The 17,594-nt window shown below is 60.0% G+C and carries 15 protein-coding genes; 10 read left to right on the top strand and 5 right to left on the bottom strand.

From position 1 onward, the window contains the following. Positions 1-161 precede the first annotated feature (161 nt). The 3 genes from QMX98_RS22575 to rpmE form a co-directional block, all read right to left on the bottom strand. Entirely contained in the window at positions 162-1,430 is a 1,269-nt protein-coding gene (locus tag QMX98_RS22575) for a malic enzyme-like NAD(P)-binding protein (RefSeq protein WP_010464435.1), read from the bottom strand. Positions 1,431-1,609: 179 nt separating this feature from the next. Continuing rightward, positions 1,610-2,413: a thermonuclease family protein gene (locus QMX98_RS22580; RefSeq protein ID WP_083375229.1), complete on the bottom strand. Its 804-nt coding sequence runs from the start codon at positions 2,411-2,413 to the stop codon at positions 1,610-1,612. A 14-nt stretch (positions 2,414-2,427) separates the two neighbouring features. Next, positions 2,428-2,661: a 50S ribosomal protein L31 gene (gene rpmE / locus QMX98_RS22585; RefSeq protein ID WP_027922104.1), complete on the bottom strand. Its 234-nt coding sequence runs from the start codon at positions 2,659-2,661 to the stop codon at positions 2,428-2,430. A gap of 288 nt (positions 2,662-2,949) precedes the next feature. Between rpmE and QMX98_RS22590 the strand changes: the two genes are divergently transcribed. The 10 genes from QMX98_RS22590 to QMX98_RS22635 all read left to right on the top strand — a co-directional run bounded on the left by QMX98_RS22590 (position 2,950) and on the right by QMX98_RS22635 (position 15,879). Further along, positions 2,950-5,169 carry a primosomal protein N' gene (locus QMX98_RS22590; RefSeq protein WP_010464441.1) on the top strand — a complete coding sequence of 740 codons (2,220 nt, stop codon included), beginning with the start codon at positions 2,950-2,952 and terminating at the stop codon, positions 5,167-5,169. Positions 5,170-5,406: 237 nt separating this feature from the next. Continuing rightward, positions 5,407-7,143, top strand: a complete 1,737-nt coding sequence (gene argS, locus QMX98_RS22595) for an arginine--tRNA ligase (protein ID WP_010464443.1) — start codon at positions 5,407-5,409, stop codon at positions 7,141-7,143. A 1-nt stretch (position 7,144) separates the two neighbouring features. Beyond that, positions 7,145-7,852, top strand: coding sequence for an SPOR domain-containing protein (locus tag QMX98_RS22600; protein WP_010464446.1), 708 nt, complete (start codon positions 7,145-7,147; stop codon positions 7,850-7,852). A 232-nt stretch (positions 7,853-8,084) separates the two neighbouring features. Beyond that, positions 8,085-8,615, top strand: coding sequence for an ATP-dependent protease subunit HslV (gene hslV / locus QMX98_RS22605; RefSeq protein WP_007899242.1), 531 nt, complete (start codon positions 8,085-8,087; stop codon positions 8,613-8,615). Between the two features lie 55 nt (positions 8,616-8,670). Next, positions 8,671-10,008 (top strand): ATP-dependent protease ATPase subunit HslU, encoded by a 1,338-nt coding sequence (hslU, locus tag QMX98_RS22610; RefSeq protein WP_010464452.1) that lies wholly within the window; start codon positions 8,671-8,673, stop codon positions 10,006-10,008. A 79-nt stretch (positions 10,009-10,087) separates the two neighbouring features. Beyond that, positions 10,088-10,459 carry a DUF971 domain-containing protein gene (locus tag QMX98_RS22615; protein WP_010464454.1) on the top strand — a complete coding sequence of 124 codons (372 nt, stop codon included), beginning with the start codon at positions 10,088-10,090 and terminating at the stop codon, positions 10,457-10,459. Between the two features lie 256 nt (positions 10,460-10,715). Then, positions 10,716-12,395 carry a class II poly(R)-hydroxyalkanoic acid synthase gene (gene phaC, locus QMX98_RS22620; RefSeq protein WP_010464456.1) on the top strand — a complete coding sequence of 560 codons (1,680 nt, stop codon included), beginning with the start codon at positions 10,716-10,718 and terminating at the stop codon, positions 12,393-12,395. Between the two features lie 151 nt (positions 12,396-12,546). Continuing rightward, positions 12,547-13,401 carry a poly(3-hydroxyalkanoate) depolymerase gene (gene phaZ / locus QMX98_RS22625; RefSeq protein ID WP_010464458.1) on the top strand — a complete coding sequence of 285 codons (855 nt, stop codon included), beginning with the start codon at positions 12,547-12,549 and terminating at the stop codon, positions 13,399-13,401. A gap of 115 nt (positions 13,402-13,516) precedes the next feature. After that, complete coding sequence (gene phaC / locus QMX98_RS22630; RefSeq protein ID WP_010464460.1) at positions 13,517-15,199, top strand: class II poly(R)-hydroxyalkanoic acid synthase; 1,683 nt, start codon at positions 13,517-13,519, stop codon at positions 15,197-15,199. A gap of 59 nt (positions 15,200-15,258) precedes the next feature. Beyond that, positions 15,259-15,879: a TetR/AcrR family transcriptional regulator gene (locus QMX98_RS22635; protein WP_010464462.1), complete on the top strand. Its 621-nt coding sequence runs from the start codon at positions 15,259-15,261 to the stop codon at positions 15,877-15,879. Between the two features lie 201 nt (positions 15,880-16,080). On the opposite strand, the gene QMX98_RS22640 is transcribed toward QMX98_RS22635, so the two are convergent. After that, complete coding sequence (locus tag QMX98_RS22640; RefSeq protein WP_010464464.1) at positions 16,081-16,962, bottom strand: phasin family protein; 882 nt, start codon at positions 16,960-16,962, stop codon at positions 16,081-16,083. 10 nt (positions 16,963-16,972) lie between these two features. Next, positions 16,973-17,395 carry a phasin family protein gene (locus QMX98_RS22645; protein ID WP_010464467.1) on the bottom strand — a complete coding sequence of 141 codons (423 nt, stop codon included), beginning with the start codon at positions 17,393-17,395 and terminating at the stop codon, positions 16,973-16,975. Between the last annotated feature and the right edge of the window lie 199 nt (positions 17,396-17,594).

Below are 17,594 nucleotides of genomic sequence, written 5' to 3' on the forward strand. Positions count from 1 at the left end.
GGCAAGCCTCGCTCCTACGGACATGGAAAGTTCCCAGCGCTTGCCCCTGTAGGAGCGAGGCTTGCCCGCGAAGAGATCCTTACAGACACCACAAAAACCACAGACAAAAAAAAGCCCCGACTCAATTGAGCCGGGGCTTTCGGTTGAAGCGCTACAACGGTTTAGCCGTTGAACACGTCATCCACGCTTTTCAGCGGGTAGTTCTTCGGATACGGCAGGGTCGCTACGCCGGTCTCAATGGCGGCCTTGGCCACGGCATCGGAGATCACGGTGATCAGGCGGGCATCCATTGGCTTCGGAATGATGTACTCACGACCGAATTCCAGCTTGATGCCGCCATAGGCGTCGCACACTTCCTGAGGAACCGGCAGCTTGGCCAGTTCGCGCAGGGCGTTGGCCGCTGCCACTTTCATTTCTTCGTTGATGCGCTTGGCGCGAACATCCAGGGCACCGCGGAAGATGAACGGGAAGCCCAATACGTTGTTGACCTGGTTCGGGTAGTCCGAACGGCCGGTCGCCATGATCACGTCGTCACGGGTGGCGTGCGCCAGTTCCGGGGCGATTTCCGGATCCGGGTTCGAGCAGGCGAACACGATCGGGTTGGCCGCCATGGACTTCAGGCCTTCAGCGCTCAGCAGGTTCGGGCCGGACAGGCCAACGAACACGTCAGCACCGGTCAGGGCGTCAGCCAGGGTGCGCTTGTCGGTCGCGTGAGCGAAGACAGCCTTGTACTGGTTCAGGTCGTCACGGCCGGAGTGGATCACACCGGTACGGTCAACCATGAAGATGTTTTCGATGTTGGCGCCCATGCTCACCAGCAATTTCATGCAGGAGATGGCGGCCGCACCGGCGCCCAGGCAGACGATCTTGGCGTCAGCGAGGGTTTTGCCAGCGATTTCCAGGGCGTTGATCATGCCGGCCGCGGTAACGATTGCGGTGCCGTGCTGGTCATCGTGGAACACTGGAATGTCGCACTGCTCGATCAGAGCGCGCTCGATCTCAAAGCACTCAGGTGCCTTGATGTCTTCCAGGTTGATGCCGCCGAAGGTGATGGAGATACGCTTGACGGTGTCGATGAAGGCTTGCGGGCTTTCGGAGTCGACTTCGATGTCGAAAACGTCGATGCCGGCGAAGCGCTTGAACAACACGCCCTTACCTTCCATGACTGGCTTGGAAGCCAATGGGCCGAGGTTACCCAGGCCGAGAATCGCGGTGCCATCGGAAATGACTGCAACCAGGTTGCCTTTGCCGGTGTATTTGTAGGCCAGTTCAGGATCGCGGGCGATTTCGCGTACTGGTTCGGCTACGCCGGGGCTGTAGGCCAGCGACAGGTCGCGGGCGGTAGCGGTGGCCTTGGTGAGCTCGACACTCAGCTTCCCTGGACGAGGATGGGCATGATATTCGAGAGCGGCAGTTTTCAAATCAGACATGTGGGCATTCCGCTTTTACTGTTGGACAGACGGACCGCCGAGGATACGCGTGTCGCAAAGTCCCCACAAGACTGACCGGTCACCCCTGTCAAGCGCCCAGCCCTACGACTTTGGGCCAAGAGCCGCGGAACACAAGGGATAGACTGTTCACAATCGCCATAAAAAATGTCTACAATTTTTTATCGGGGCGCCGCTTGCAGCATCGCCGGATCGGTCAGCGGCAGAAGCCAGCGTGCCTGCCCGGGTTTCAAGCCGCCCCGACGCGATCGATCCACGACCCAGCCACGCGCCTCAATCTGCTTGCCCTTCAGCCGCTCAAGCGATGCAACATCGAACTGCCCGAGCAAATTGGGTGCAACGCGCAATACAACCGCGTCCTGCAACTCAATCCAAACTCCGCCGCGATTGCGCTGAACCTTGCTCACACGACCACTGAGCACGGCGAAACCGGAGGCGTTGATCTGCTCCGCTTTCAGTACAGGGGATTGCCGCCACAGGCCAAGGCCGGCCTGACGGGCACTGCGTTCGGCGGCTTGCTGACAGCTGACCAAATCGACATTCGGCGCGACCGCCACTTGAAAACCAAGGCCCTCGGCGAGCATCTGCGCTTCGAGGTTGGCGCCATTGGCGCCATAGACATGGGCCAGCGTGCGACCGTAATGATCTTTGCTCTCTTTACCGGGACGCAAACCCACGCGCCCGTCGCTGGCCGCCACCAGCGCTTCCAGGCGTTTGTGCGCGACCACGGCGAACGGCTCGTCGGAACGGCCCTGCTTGCCCAGCTCAGGCGTATTCAAGCCGATCATGCGCACACTGCGGCCATCGCTCAGGCGCAAGGTGTCGCCATCCACCACTCGCTGCACCGCGACGGGTGTAAGCCCGCTCGGCACCGGGCAGAAGGCCTGGGCACCGGACAGCCAAATCGCGGACACAAAAAAGGCGCCCGCGAGGGACGCCTTTTTCGTTAGCAAGGTAAAGCCCATGGGGCTTTTCAACCTTACTCTGCAGCAGCAGGAGCTTTGGTTTTGCCAAAAGCGCCGAAACGGTCTGCGAAGCGCTGTACACGGCCGCCAGTATCCAGAGTCTTCTGCTTACCGGTGTAGAACGGGTGGCACTCGTTGCATACGTCGATCGCCAGAGGCTTGGCCAGGTTCGAACGAGTTTCGAACTTGTTGCCACAGCTGCAGGTAACTGCGGTGACTTCGTATGTTGGATGGATATCGGCTTTCATGGTGTCTTCCTCGGGCTAGCGTGCCGCCACTCAACACTATTGTTGAATACCGCACGTAATTAGGCCGCGGATTCTACCAGACAATGCCAATCGCGCAAGCTGTCGCTTCTACCGACCGTCTGCTAGGCTCCCCGCCTGATATGTGCCCCTTGTGGGAGCGGGCTTGCTCGCGAATACGGCCTGCCAGCCAGCGATGAGGTGTCTGACCCAACGCATTCGCGAGCAAGCCCACTCCCACAATTAGTATGCGTCCGACTTCTTTTACTGCCCGTTTATCGAGATCCCCGCGTGCCCGACGCCATTTTGCGCCTCGCCCTGCCTTCGCCGCTGCGCCGCCTGTTCGATTACCGTGCCCCGGCCGGGATCCTGCGCGCCCAGTTGCAACCGGGCATGCGCCTGCGGGTGCCGTTTGGCCGGCGGGAGATGATCGGGATTCTGGTGGAGGTCACCGACACCAGCGAAGTCCCGGTGGAAAAGCTCAAACCAGCGCTGGCCCTGCTCGACGCCACCCCGCCGCTACCGCCAGCACTGTTCAAGCTGTGCCTGTGGACCTCGCAGTATTACCAACACAGCCTCGGTGACACCTTGAGCTGGGCGCTTCCGGTGTTGCTGCGCCAGGGCGAATTGGCCGAGGCGCGCCAGGAACGCTTCTGGTCCGCCGCGCCCGGTGCCAGCCTGGATGATCCGCGTATCGCCCGTGCCCCACGCCAGCGCGAAGCCCTGGCCACGTTGGCCCAGCACCCTCACGGCGTGGCCCATCAGTTGTTGAGCAAACTGATGCTGAGCAAGGACAGCCTGGATCTGCTGCTGGCCAAGGATCTGGTGCAGGTGGAAATCCGCAAGCACGCTCCCGGCGCCCGCCACGAACATTGGCTGGCGCAACCGGAATTGCCGCTCAACCCTGAGCAGCGTGCCGCGTATGAAGCGATTCGCGCCGGGTTCGACAGTTATCATGCGTTCCTGTTGGCCGGCGTTACCGGCAGCGGCAAGACCGAAGTCTATTTGCAACTGATCCGCGAAACCCTCGAAGCCGGCAAGCAGGCGCTGGTGCTGATCCCGGAGATCAACCTCGGCCCGCAAACCCTGGCGCGCTTCGAGCAGCGTTTCAATGCGCGCATCGCCCTGATTCACTCGGCAGTCAATGATCGGGAGCGCCTCGAGGCCTGGCTCGCGGCCCGGGACGGTGACGCCGACATCATTATCGGCACCCGTTCGGCACTGTTCACGCCGATGAAAAATCCCGGCCTGATCATCATCGACGAAGAGCACGACGGCTCCTATAAACAGCAGGAAGGCCTGCGCTATCACGCCCGCGATCTGGCTTTGGTGCGCGCGCGGCAGGAAAACATCCCGATTGTCCTCGGCTCCGCCACGCCTTCACTGGAAAGCCTGCACAACGCCTACACCGGTCGGTATGGGCTCCTACGCCTGAACGAGCGTGCTGGCGGCGCCAAGCAACCGCGATTCCTGCGTCTCGATGTGAAAAGCCGTCCGCTGGACAGCGGTATTTCCGGGCCGATGCAGCAAGCCATCGGCCAGACGCTGGCGGCTGGTCAGCAAGTCCTGGTGTTTCTCAATCGTCGCGGCTTTGCGCCGACGCTGCTGTGTCATGACTGCGGCTGGATGTCCGAGTGCCAGCGCTGCGATGCGCGGATGACCGTGCACCAGCGCTCCGGCGAATTGCGCTGCCACCATTGCGGCTACGTGGAACGCGTGCCGCGGCATTGCCCGAAGTGCGGCAAGGTCGATTTACGGCCGGTGGGTGCCGGCACCGAACGCGCAGAAGAGCGCCTGGCGATTCTGTTCCCGGACGTCCCGGTGCTGCGGGTCGACCGCGACAGTACGTCGCGCAAGGACGCGATGAATCAGTTGTTCGCCACCATCCAGAAAGGCCAGCCGTGCATTCTGGTGGGCACGCAAATGCTCGCCAAAGGTCACCATTTTCCACGGGTAACGCTGGTGTCGATTCTCGATGCCGACGGTGGATTGTTCTCTGGCGACTTCCGCGCCAGCGAGCGCATGGCACAGTTGATCGTTCAGGTGGCAGGCCGGGCCGGGCGGGCCGAAGAGCCGGGCAAGGTAATTATCCAGACGCACCTGGCCGATCATCCTCTGCTGGTGCAATTGACCGAACAAGGCTATTTCGCCTTTGCCGAACAGGCCTTGAGCGAACGCCGCTCGGCAGGATTACCGCCGTTTGCGCATTTGGCGTTGCTGCGGGCCGAAGCGCACAAACCGGGACAGGCCGAAGGTTTTCTCGATGAAGCGTGTAGCGAGGCCGAGCGCTTGCTGGCTGAGCAGAATCTGACCGGTATTGAGCTACTCGGCCCGGTGCCGGCTCCGATGGAACGCCGGGCCGGGCGTTATCGTGCGCAGTTGTTGTTGCAAGCCACGGCCCGGGCGCCGTTGCATCGGCTGCTGAGTAGCTGGTTGCTGGCGCTGGAGCAGATGCCGAGCGGGCGGGCGGTGCGTTGGTCGCTGGATGTGGATCCCGTCGATTTGTATTGATTGGTCGATCGCCTTCGCGGGCAAGGCTCGCTCCTACAGGGGGAGAGTCGTTCGCCAATACTGTGAACGACACAAAAACTGTAGGAGCGAGGCTGGCCCGCGAAGAGGCCCGATTTGTCACCACATATCCATAACCTGCCCGCTATAGTTGGCAAGCCCGTCTTCGCAACGGATAATGCCCAGTTTTTCCACTAGCGCATCGAAGCGCCGCCGCGCTTGCGGTCGAAAGAGAACACCATGAAAGACACCATTCGCCAGCTGATCCAACAAGCCATCACCCAACTCGTCAACGAAGGTGTGTTGCCTGAAGGCCTGTCGCCGGCGATCCAGGTGGAAAACTCCCGTGACAAGAAGAACGGCGACTTCGCCAGCAACATCGCGATGATGCTGGCCAAACCGGCCGGCATGAAGCCGCGTGACCTGGCTGAGAAAATCATCGCTGCGCTGCCGGCTGATGAAAACGTCACCAAGACCGAAATCGCCGGCCCGGGCTTCCTGAATTTCTTCCAGAACACTGATGCCCTGGCCACTCGCCTGGATGCCGCCCTCGCCGACGACCACATCGGCGTGCGCAAAGCAGGCCCGGTGCAGCGCACTGTGGTCGACCTGTCGGCCCCGAACCTGGCCAAAGAGATGCACGTCGGTCACTTGCGTTCGACCATCATTGGCGACGGCGTGGCACGCGTTCTGGAGTTCCTCGGCGACGACGTCATCCGTCAGAACCACGTCGGCGACTGGGGCACCCAGTTCGGCATGCTGATGGCTTATCTGCAAGAAAACCCGATCACCAGCGATGAACTGTCCGACCTGGAAAACTTCTACCGCGCCGCCAAGCAACGCTTCGACGAATCCGAAGAGTTCGCCGATCGCGCCCGTGGTCTGGTGGTCAAGCTGCAAGCCGGCGACCCGGACTGCCTGGCCCTGTGGACCAAGTTCAAGGACATCTCGCTGTCGCACTGCCAGAAAATCTACGAACTGCTGAACGTCAAACTGACCATGGCCGACGTGATGGGCGAAAGCGCCTATAACGACGACCTGATCAACGTGGTCAACGACCTCAAGGCCGCCGGCATGCTGGTCGAAAGCAATGGCGCCCAGTGCGTGTTCCTCGACGAATTCAAGAACGCCGACGGCGACCCGCTGCCGGTGATCATCGTCAAGGCCGATGGCGGCTACCTCTACGCCACCACTGACCTGGCAGCCGTGCGTTATCGCAGCGGCAAACTCAAGGCTGACCGCGCGCTGTACTTCGTCGATCAGCGCCAGGCGCTGCACTTCCAGCAAGTGTTCGCAGTCGCCCGCAAGGCCGGCTTCGTGACGCACCCGATGGAAATGGAACACATGGGCTTCGGCACCATGAACGGCGCCGATGGCCGTCCGTTCAAGACCCGTGATGGCGGCACCGTGAAGTTGATCGATCTGCTGACCGAAGCCCAGGAACGTGCCTACACACTGGTGAAAGACAAGAATCCGGAGCTGGCCGAAAACGAATTGCGCAATATCGCCAGGGTCGTGGGCATTGGCGCCGTGAAATACGCTGACCTGTCCAAGCACCGTACCAGCGACTACAGCTTCAACTTCGACCTGATGCTGAACTTCGAAGGCAACACTGCTCCGTACCTGCTGTACGCCTACACCCGCGTGGCCGGTGTATTCCGCAAACTCGGCAAGGACTTCAGTGAAGTCGAAGGCCAGATCGTCCTCGAAGCAGCACACGAACACGAGTTGGCAGCCAAGCTCGCGCAATTTGGCGAAGTGCTGAACAACGTGTGCGAAAAAGGCACGCCACACATTCTGTGCACCTACCTGTACGATGTCGCCGGCCTGTTCTCCAGCTTCTACGAGAACTGCCCGATCCTCAGCGCCGACACCCCGGCGCAAATGCAGAGCCGTCTGCGCCTCGCCGCGCTGACCGGCCGCACTCTCAAGCAAGGCCTGGAACTCTTGGGTCTGGAAACTCTGGAGCGTATGTAAGTTGGCTGCCAAGAAAAAACCTGCACCCAAGCGTGGCGCCAGCCGTTACCAAGCTCCTGCAAAGCAACCGATCCCGGGTTGGCTGTGGATGGCCATCGGCCTGACGGTCGGAGCGTTCATTGTGTTCCTGATGAAACTGGAACCGGGCAAGGGCAGCGAGAGCGTCAAGCGCGAGAAGATCGAACAGCAGAAAGCCACCAAGATCGCCGAGGCCAACAAGACCCCGCCGAGCCCGACGCAACCGGTGAAGCCAAAGTACGACTTCTACACCCTGCTGCCGGAATCGGAAGTGATCGTGCCGCCGGATGCCGTGCCGGAGAAAACCCTGCCGACGCCACAAGTGCCGGCAATTCCGACCACGCCGGTCACGCCGGAGCAAGCAGCGAAGATTGATACTGCGCGAGCCCAGGCGGCACTGGCAGGGATCACGCCGCCGCCAGCGCCACCGGTGTCCAAAGCAGCCCCGGTGACCAAGTTCTTCCTCCAGGCCGGTTCGTTCCGCAAGGAAGCTGACGCGGACAAGGTTCGGGCGCAGATCATCCTGCTGGGCCAGGCGGTGGCGGTTGAATCCGGCACAGTCAAAGACGAAACCTGGTATCGAGTGCTGGTCGGGCCGTTCAGCAATCGCGAACAGCTGACCACGGCGCAGAAACAACTGTCCGGCGCCGGCTTCAGCAACCTGTTGTTACAACAACGCCAGAACCGCTGATTTCGTCAGGGGCACCGCGTTATCGTTCTTCGCGGGCAAGCCTCGCTCCTACAAGGATTGCGTGATTCCCTGTAGGAGCGAGGCGTGCCCGCGAAGGCGCCAGTACAGCCAACACACCCTTCCCCGCGCAACACCGCTCGTCCCCTCTCCCGCCCCGCAGTTGAAAAACGCATCGCCACCCCCATATGAGTTGGCATAAGGCATTTTCGCCCCGCTGCGTGGAGACTCTCCCTTGACCACCATCGTTTCAGTTCGCCGCCACGGCAAAGTCGTCATGGGCGGCGACGGCCAGGTTTCTCTCGGCAATACCGTGATGAAAGGCAACGCGAAGAAAGTTCGTCGCCTGTACCACGGCCAGGTCATTGCCGGTTTTGCCGGGGCCACCGCTGACGCCTTCACCCTCTTCGAGCGTTTTGAAGGCCAGCTTGAGAAACATCAGGGCCACCTGGTTCGCGCCGCTGTCGAACTCGCCAAAGAATGGCGCACTGACCGCTCCCTCAGCCGCCTCGAAGCCATGCTCGCCGTCGCGAACAAAGACGCCTCCCTGATCATCACCGGCAACGGCGACGTGGTCGAACCCGAAGAAGGCCTGATCGCCATGGGTTCCGGTGGCGGTTACGCCCAGGCCGCCGCCAGCGCGCTGCTGAAGAAAACCGATCTGTCGGCCCGGGAAATCGTCGAAACCGCACTCGGTATCGCCGGCGACATTTGCGTATTCACCAACCACACCTTCACCATTGAGGAGCAGGACCTCGCCGAGTAAGCCTGTTCCGGCCTTAGTGCCACGGCTCACTTTTGCTTGAGGACCGCCAATTACTATGTCCATGACTCCCCGTGAAATCGTCCACGAACTCAATCGCCACATCATCGGCCAGGACGATGCCAAGCGCGCCGTCGCCATCGCGCTGCGTAACCGCTGGCGCCGGATGCAGCTGCCCGAAGAGCTGCGCGTTGAAGTAACGCCAAAGAACATCCTGATGATCGGCCCGACCGGTGTCGGTAAAACCGAGATCGCCCGTCGCCTGGCCAAACTCGCCAACGCGCCGTTCATCAAAGTCGAAGCGACCAAGTTCACCGAAGTCGGCTACGTCGGTCGCGATGTCGAATCGATCATTCGTGACCTGGCCGACGCGGCGATCAAGCTGCTGCGCGAACAGGAAATGACCAAGGTTCGCCACCGCGCCGAAGACGCCGCCGAGGAACGCATCCTCGACGCCTTGCTGCCACCGGCACGCATGGGCTTCAACAATGACGACGCCCCGTCCGCCGACTCCAACACCCGCCAGCTGTTCCGCAAGCGCCTGCGCGAAGGTCAGCTGGATGACAAGGAGATCGAAATCGAAGTCGCCGAAATGGCCGGCGTCGACATCTCCGCGCCACCGGGCATGGAAGAAATGACCAACCAGTTGCAGAGCCTGTTCGCCAACATGGGCAAGGGCAAAAAGAAAAACCGCAAGATCAAGGTCAAGGAAGCGCTGAAACTGGTGCGTGACGAGGAAGCCAGCCGCCTGGTCAACGATGAAGAGTTGAAGGCCAAGGCGCTGGAAGCGGTCGAGCAGCACGGCATCGTGTTCATCGATGAAATCGACAAAGTCGCCAAGCGCGGTAACTCCGGTGGCGTCGACGTATCCCGTGAAGGCGTGCAGCGTGACTTGCTGCCACTGATCGAAGGCTGCACCGTCAACACCAAGCTGGGCATGGTCAAGACCGACCACATCCTGTTCATCGCTTCCGGTGCGTTCCACCTGAGCAAGCCAAGTGACCTGGTGCCGGAGCTGCAAGGTCGCCTGCCGATTCGTGTCGAGCTGAAGGCGCTGACGCCGGAAGACTTCGAGCGCATCCTCAGCGAACCGCATGCGTCGCTCACTGAGCAGTATTGCGCCCTGCTGAAAACCGAAGGCCTGGTCATCGAGTTCCAGCCGGACGGCATCAAGCGTATTGCCGAGATCGCCTGGCAGGTCAACGAGAAGACCGAGAACATCGGTGCCCGTCGCCTGCACACCTTGCTCGAACGCTTGCTCGAAGAAGTGTCGTTCAGCGCCGGCGACCTGGCCAGCGCCCATGACGACAAGGCGATCCTGATCGACGCCGATTACGTCAACAGTCACCTCGGCGAATTGGCGCAGAACGAAGACCTGTCCCGCTACATTCTGTAAGCCTCAAGTTGCAAGCTACAAGCGTCAAGCTTATCGAGTTAAGCTTGCAGCTTGTAGCTTTCCGCCCGAGGCTCTTCCTATGCTTCCCACCGATATCAAACTGCACAAAGCCTCGAAAACCCTGTCGCTGAAATACGCGTCCGGCGAGGAATATCACCTGCCCGCCGAGTTCCTTCGCGTGCACTCTCCTTCCGCCGAGGTCCAGGGCCACGGCAAACCTATCCTGCAATTTGGCAAGATCGGCGTAGGCCTGACCAAGGTAGAACCGGCCGGTCAGTACGCACTGAAATTGACCTTCGACGACGGACACGACAGCGGCCTGTTCACCTGGGAATATCTGTACCAGTTGGGCGTGCGCCAAGAGGATCTCTGGAACGATTATCTTGCCGAACTCAAAGCCGCCGGAAAAACCCGCGATCCGAACGAATCCATCGTCAAGCTGATGCTCTAGGTCAGCCCTCTTGCTCTTTAGAGGGCATTTTCTAATTCCATCTGTTTGAATGCTCCGCTCCTGGGTCAATGATTGGCCCGCTTGCGAAAAAAATTAAACTCGGGTAACCAATGGAGCTGGCAAGTTCCCTGCAGTGCTCTCTGCCGTAAAAAGCAGCGATGCAGAATTAACGGTCACCCGAGCATAAGTACCTGGCATTGGCTGTGTGATGACAGCTGGACCCAGGTACTCGTCTCAGGACAATGGAGCGTCGTAGATGAGTAACAAGAATAACGATGACTTGAAGTATCAAGCCTCGGAAAACACCTTGGGGCTGAATCCTGTCGTTGGGCTGCGTGGAAAGGATCTACTGGCTTCTGCTCGAATGGTGCTCAGGCAGGCCATCAAACAACCGATTCACAGTGCCAAGCATGTCGCCCATTTCGGCCTTGAATTGAAGAACGTGTTGTTCGGCAAATCAGAACTTCAACCTACCAGCGATGACCGTCGCTTCGCCGATCCGGCCTGGAGCCAGAACCCGCTCTATAAACGTTATCTGCAAACTTACCTGGCGTGGCGCAAGGAACTCCACGACTGGATTGACGACAGCAACCTGCCGCCCAAAGACGTCAGTCGCGGGCATTTCGTGATCAACCTCATGACCGAAGCCATGGCCCCGACCAACAGTGCGGCCAACCCGGCGGCGGTCAAACGGTTCTTCGAGACCGGCGGCAAAAGCCTGCTCGACGGCCTCTCGCACCTGGCCAAGGATCTGGTACACAACGGCGGCATGCCGAGCCAGGTCAACATGGGCGCGTTCGAAGTCGGCAAGAGCCTGGGCGTGACCGAAGGCGCGGTGGTGTTCCGCAATGACGTGCTGGAATTGATCCAGTACCGCCCGATCACCGAGCAGGTGCACGAGCGTCCGCTGCTGGTGGTGCCGCCGCAGATCAACAAGTTCTACGTATTCGACCTGAGCCCGGACAAGAGCCTGGCGCGCTTCTGCCTGCGCAACAACGTGCAGACGTTCATCGTCAGCTGGCGCAACCCGACCAAGGAGCAGCGCGAGTGGGGTCTGTCGACCTACATCGAAGCGCTCAAGGAAGCGGTCGACGTGGTTACTGCGATCACCGGCAGCAAAGACGTGAACATGCTGGGCGCCTGCTCCGGTGGCATCACCTGCACCGCGCTGCTGGGCCACTACGCCGCGATCGGCGAGAAGAAGGTCAACGCCCTCACCCTGCTGGTCAGCGTGCTGGATACGACCCTGGACAGCGACGTGGCCTTGTTCGTCGACGAGCAGACCCTCGAAGCCGCCAAGCGCCATTCCTATCAGGCCGGTGTGCTGGAAGGCCGCGACATGGCGAAAGTCTTCGCCTGGATGCGCCCCAACGATCTGATCTGGAACTACTGGGTCAACAACTACCTGCTGGGCAACGAGCCGCCGGTATTCGACATCCTGTTCTGGAACAACGACACCACCCGGTTACCCGCCGCATTCCACGGCGACCTGATCGAAATGTTCAAAAACAACCCGCTGATCCGTCCTGATGCACTGGAAGTGTGCGGCACGCCGATCGACCTGAAGCAGGTCACGGCCGACATCTTTTCCCTGGCCGGCACCAACGACCACATCACGCCGTGGAAGTCCTGCTACAAGTCGGCGCAGTTGTTTGGCGGCAAGGTCGAGTTCGTGCTGTCCAGCAGCGGACATATCCAGAGCATTCTGAACCCGCCGGGCAATCCGAAATCGCGCTACATGACCAGCACCGAAATGCCGGTCAAAGCCGAAGACTGGCAAGAGAACTCCACCAAGCACACTGACTCCTGGTGGCTGCACTGGCAGGCCTGGCAGGCCGAGCGTTCGGGCAAGCTGAAGAAGTCCCCGGCGAGCCTGGGGAACAAGGCCTATCCAGCGGGCGAAGCAGCACCCGGCACTTATGTGCATGAGCGGTAACTGACACACCCCGCGCCCCTCTGCAGGAGCGAAGCTTGCTCGCGAAAGCGGTCTTTCATTCAACATGGATGTCGACTGACTTGACGCCTTCGCGAGCAAGCTTCGCTCTTGCAGGGGGACCGGGGATGAATTAACCCACAGGGCCTGAAGCATGCCGCAACCGTTCATATTCCGTACCGTCGACCTGGATGGCCAGACCCTCCGCACGGCGGTACGCCCCGGCAAGCCTCACTTGACGCCCTTGCTGATTTTCAACGGCATCGGCGCCAACCTGGAGCTGGTGTTTCCGTTCGTGGCAGCGCTGGACCCGGACCTGGAAGTCATCGCCTTCGACGTTCCCGGTGTCGGCGGTTCGTCGACGCCGAATCGGCCGTACCGTTTTCCGGGCCTGGCGAAACTCACGGCGCGGATGCTCGACTATCTCGACTACGGGCAAGTCAACGTCATCGGCGTTTCCTGGGGAGGCGCACTCGCTCAGCAGTTCGCCTACGACTATCCCGAGCGCTGCAAGAAACTCGTGCTGGCGGCCACGGCGGCCGGCGCGGTGATGGTGCCGGGCAAACCGAAAGTTCTGTGGATGATGGCCAGCCCGCGGCGCTACATCCAGCCGTCTCACGTGATCCGCATTGCGCCGATGATCTACGGCGGCTCTTTCCGTCGCGATCCGACCCTGGCCGCCAGCCATGCGGCGAAGGTCCGTTCGGCGGGCAAACTCGGTTACTACTGGCAGCTGTTCGCCGGGCTTGGCTGGACCAGTATTCACTGGCTGCACAAGATCAACCAGCCGACGCTGGTACTGGCCGGCGACGACGATCCACTGATCCCGCTGATCAACATGCGCATGCTGGCCTGGCGGATCCCCAATGCGCAGTTGCACATCATCGATGACGGGCATCTGTTCCTGATTACCCGCGCCGAAGCGGTGGCACCGATCATCATGAAATTCCTCGAGGAGGAACGTCAGCGCGCCGTGATGCATCCGCATCCCGCGCCATTGGGCGGTTAACCGGCCCATTGTCGGTCGGCAGGACGCCGCACCGCGCAACAACCCATAACAGCGTCTATGGTGTTCTGGTTCGATGTGTTTGTATTTGGCCTGAAAGACGAAGGAGTGTTGACACATGCGCGACAAACCAGCGAGGGACTTTTTGCCCACTCCCGCCGCGTTCATCAACGCGCAGAGTGCGATCACCGGCCTGCGTGGCCGGGATCTGTTTTCGACCCTGCGCAGCGTTGCCGCCCATGGCTTGCGTAACCCGGTGCACAGCGTTCGACATGCCTTGAAACTGGGCGGCCAACTGGGTCGCGTCATGCTGGGGGAAACCCTGCACCCGACCAACCCGCAGGACAGTCGTTTTGCCGACCCGGCGTGGAGCCTCAACCCGTTTTATCGCCGCAGCTTGCAGGCCTACCTGAGCTGGCAGAAAGAAGTTAAAAGCTGGATCGACGAAAGCAACATGACCCCGGACGATCGCGCTCGGGCCCACTTTGCGTTCGCCTTGCTCAATGACGCCGTGGCGCCGTCCAACACCTTGCTCAATCCGCTGGCGATCAAGGAAATCTTCAATTCCGGCGGTAACAGCCTGGTGCGTGGCATCAGCCATCTGGTCGACGATTTCCTGCACAACGACGGCCTGCCCAGACAAGTCACCAAGCAAGCGTTCGAGGTCGGTAAAACGGTCGCCACCACCACGGGTTCCGTGGTGTTTCGCAACGAGCTGCTGGAGCTGATCCAGTACAAGCCGATGAGCGAAAAGCAGTATTCCAAACCGCTGCTGGTGGTGCCGCCGCAGATCAACAAGTACTACATTTTCGACCTGAGCCCGCATAACAGCTTCGTCCAGTTCGCCCTGAAAAACGGCCTGCAGACCTTCATGATCAGCTGGCGCAATCCGGATGTGCGCCATCGCGAATGGGGTCTGTCGACCTACGTCGAAGCGGTTGAAGAAGCGATGAACGTTTGCCGGGCAATCACCGGCGCTCGCGAAGTGAACTTGATGGGCGCTTGCGCCGGTGGGCTGACCATCGCCGCGCTGCAAGGCCACTTGCAGGCCAAGCGACAACTGCGGCGGGTATCCAGCGCGACGTATCTGGTGAGCCTGCTCGACAGTCAGATGGACTCTCCGGCGACGCTTTTCGCTGACGAACAGACCCTGGAAGCGGCGAAGCGTCGCTCCTATCAGAAAGGTGTGCTGGACGGGCGCGACATGGCCAAGGTCTTTGCCTGGATGCGTCCCAACGATTTGATCTGGAGTTACTTCGTCAATAACTACCTGTTGGGCAAGGAGCCTCCAGCGTTCGACATCCTCTACTGGAACAACGACAACACCCGGTTGCCGGCAGCCTTGCATGGCGACCTGCTGGACTTCTTCAAGCACAACCCACTGAGTCATCCGGGCGGCCTTGAAGTGTGCGGCACGCCGATCGACTTGCAGAAAGTCACGGTCGACAGCTTCAGCGTGGCCGGCATCAACGACCACATCACGCCGTGGGACGCGGTGTATCGCTCAACGCTGCTGCTGGGTGGCGAGCGACGTTTCGTCCTGTCCAACAGCGGTCATGTGCAGAGCATCCTCAACCCGCCGAGCAACCCGAAGGCCAACTTCGTCGAGAGCGCGAAACTGAGCAGCGACCCACGGGCGTGGTATTACGACGCCAAGCAAGTCGACGGCAGTTGGTGGACCCAATGGCTGAGCTGGATTCAGGAACGCTCGGGCGCGCAAAAAGAAACCCACATGGCCCTCGGCAACCAGAACTATCCACCGATGGAGGCGGCACCCGGTACTTACGTGCGTGTGCGCTGACTGACAACGAACCACGGCACACGCCTGCCGTGGCATGACCCGACCATTAAGAAGACTGGATGAAAACCCGCGACCGGATCCTCGAATGTGCCCTGCAATTGTTCAATCAGAAGGGTGAACCGAACGTTTCCACCATGGAAGTTGCCAACGAAATGGGCATCAGCCCGGGCAACCTCTACTACCACTTCCACGGCAAGGAACCGTTGATTCTCGGCTTGTTCGAGCGTTTCCAGGCCGAGCTTGCGCCACTGCTTGATCCTCCGGCCGACGTGGAGCTGGCACCGGAGGATTACTGGCTGTTCCTGCACTTGATCGTCGAGCGGCTGGCCCATTACCGGTTTCTGTTCCAGGACCTGTCAAACCTGGCCGGGCGCCTGCCGAAACTGGCCAAGGGCATCCGCAATCTGCTCAATGCACTGAAGCGCACGCTGGCTTCGTTGCTGGCGCGATTGAAGGCGCAAGGGCAGTTGGTCAGTGACACTCAAGCGCTGGGGCAGTTGGTGGAGCAGATCACCATGACGCTGCTGTTCTCACTGGACTATCAGCGGATTCTTGATCGCGAGGGTGAAGTCAGGTTGGTGGTGTATCAGATCATGATGCTGGTGGCGCCGCATTTGCTGCCGCCGATCAAAGTGGCGACCGAGCACCTGGCCCTGCAATACCTCGAAGAACACGAGTAGCCCTTTCACTGGATAAACACATTTCACTGTGGGAGCGAGTCTGCTCGCGATGTCGCCGGGTCAGCCAATATCAATGTTGAATGACACACCGCAATCGCGAGCAGGCTCACTCCCACAAGGGTTCTGCGGTGTATATGAAATCGCGCACAAACAAAAACGCCCGACCTTTGCAGGCCGGGCGTTTTCTTGAGCCCTGAAAAATCAGGACTGACTGGTTGGCGTCGATGGAGCTGGCGCGACAGTCGGGGTTACAGCAGGGGTCGGTGCAGCAGCGGAGTTCGACGTGCTGACCGGGGTCGCCGGTTTGGCGGCAGCCACTGCTGGTTTTGGCGCGGCAGCCTTAGGCGTGGCCGGTTTCTTCACTGCTGGCTTCTTCGCTGCGGCAGGTTTTGCCGCTGGTTTGGCTGCCGGTTTGGCCGCTGCAGTTTTGGCAGCCGGTTTTGCTGCTGGTTTGGCGGCGGCTTTGGCAGCAACCGATTTGACCGCTGTCTTGGCTGCTGCAGGTTTGGCGGCGGCAGTTTTGGTAGCGGACTTGGCGGCGGATGCGACTTTCGACGCGGCTTTGGCGACCGGTTTGGCAGCCGCTTTTACCAGTGGCTTGGCAGCGCTTTTGGCGGCTGGTTTAGCAGCAGGTTTGGCCGCTGCGGTTTTCGCCGCAACAGGTGCAACCTTGGCGCCGGTGAGTTTCTCGATCTGCTTGGTCAGGGTGTCGACCTTGCTGTGCAGCGCTTTCACTTCATTGCGGCTCGGTACACCCAGGCGCGAAATGGCGCTGTTCAGGCGCTTGTCAAAAGCCCCTTCCAGCTCATCCCACTTGCCCAGTGCACGATCTTTCACGCCGCTGATGCGCGACTTGGCCGACGAAGCGGAGTCCTTGGCGGCATCGACTTTCTTGCCGACAGCGCTCTTGGTGAGCTTCTCGGCTTTCTCGCCGTCTTTAACCAATGTATCGAAGAGCTTGCTGCCGTCAGTGTCGATCTTCGAGTACACGCCTAAACCAGCAAGCCAGATTTTGCGGGAGTAGTCTTCGACTTTCCCGATCCACGAGCTGCCTTCTTTTTCGGTGTTCTTTTTACCAGCCATCCCGTTCTCCTTAAGATTTACGCGCGACGCGTTCGAGCAATGCCGTCAGCTCATCGAGCTTAGCAGAGAGTGTCTCAACGTCATGTTTAGACGGAATGCCGATACGATTCAAGGCACTTGCGACACGCGAGTCAAAAGCCTTCTCGACCTTGTCGAGTTGAACTTCGACCTTGCCTTTGAAAGTGCTCACTTCACTCTTGGCTTCTTCAATCTCTGTGTTAGCCGCTTCAAGTTTCTCGGCAACTACTTTTTTACCTTTGGTTTCAACAGTTTGACCAGCCTTGATCAACTCTTGAAAGTACTCGCTGCCCTCTTGGCCGACCTTGGTGTAGGCCCCCAGGCCTGCCAGCCAGATCTTGCGGGCATAGGATTTGACGTCGCCCAGAGCAGTAGTCGAAGCGTCGATTTTTTTCTTCAAAATAACTTTGGCCATGGTGCACCTCACGCGCAGAAGGTTTGAGGAACTGCCCGCGAAAGTGTCGGGCTCAGGCACAAAGTAGGGAGAAAAATTAGAAACGGCACCCTAACAACTGACATAAAACTTTGGCTTCACACAAAACAAATGCAGGAGTGAGCCGCTCGCGATAGCGGTCTGTCAGTCGAAATCAATATCGACTGACAGACCGCTATCG

It is taken from the genome of Pseudomonas sp. PS02303 (assembly GCF_029959925.1).
Taxonomy (GTDB): Bacteria; Pseudomonadota; Gammaproteobacteria; order Pseudomonadales; family Pseudomonadaceae; genus Aquipseudomonas; species Aquipseudomonas mandelii.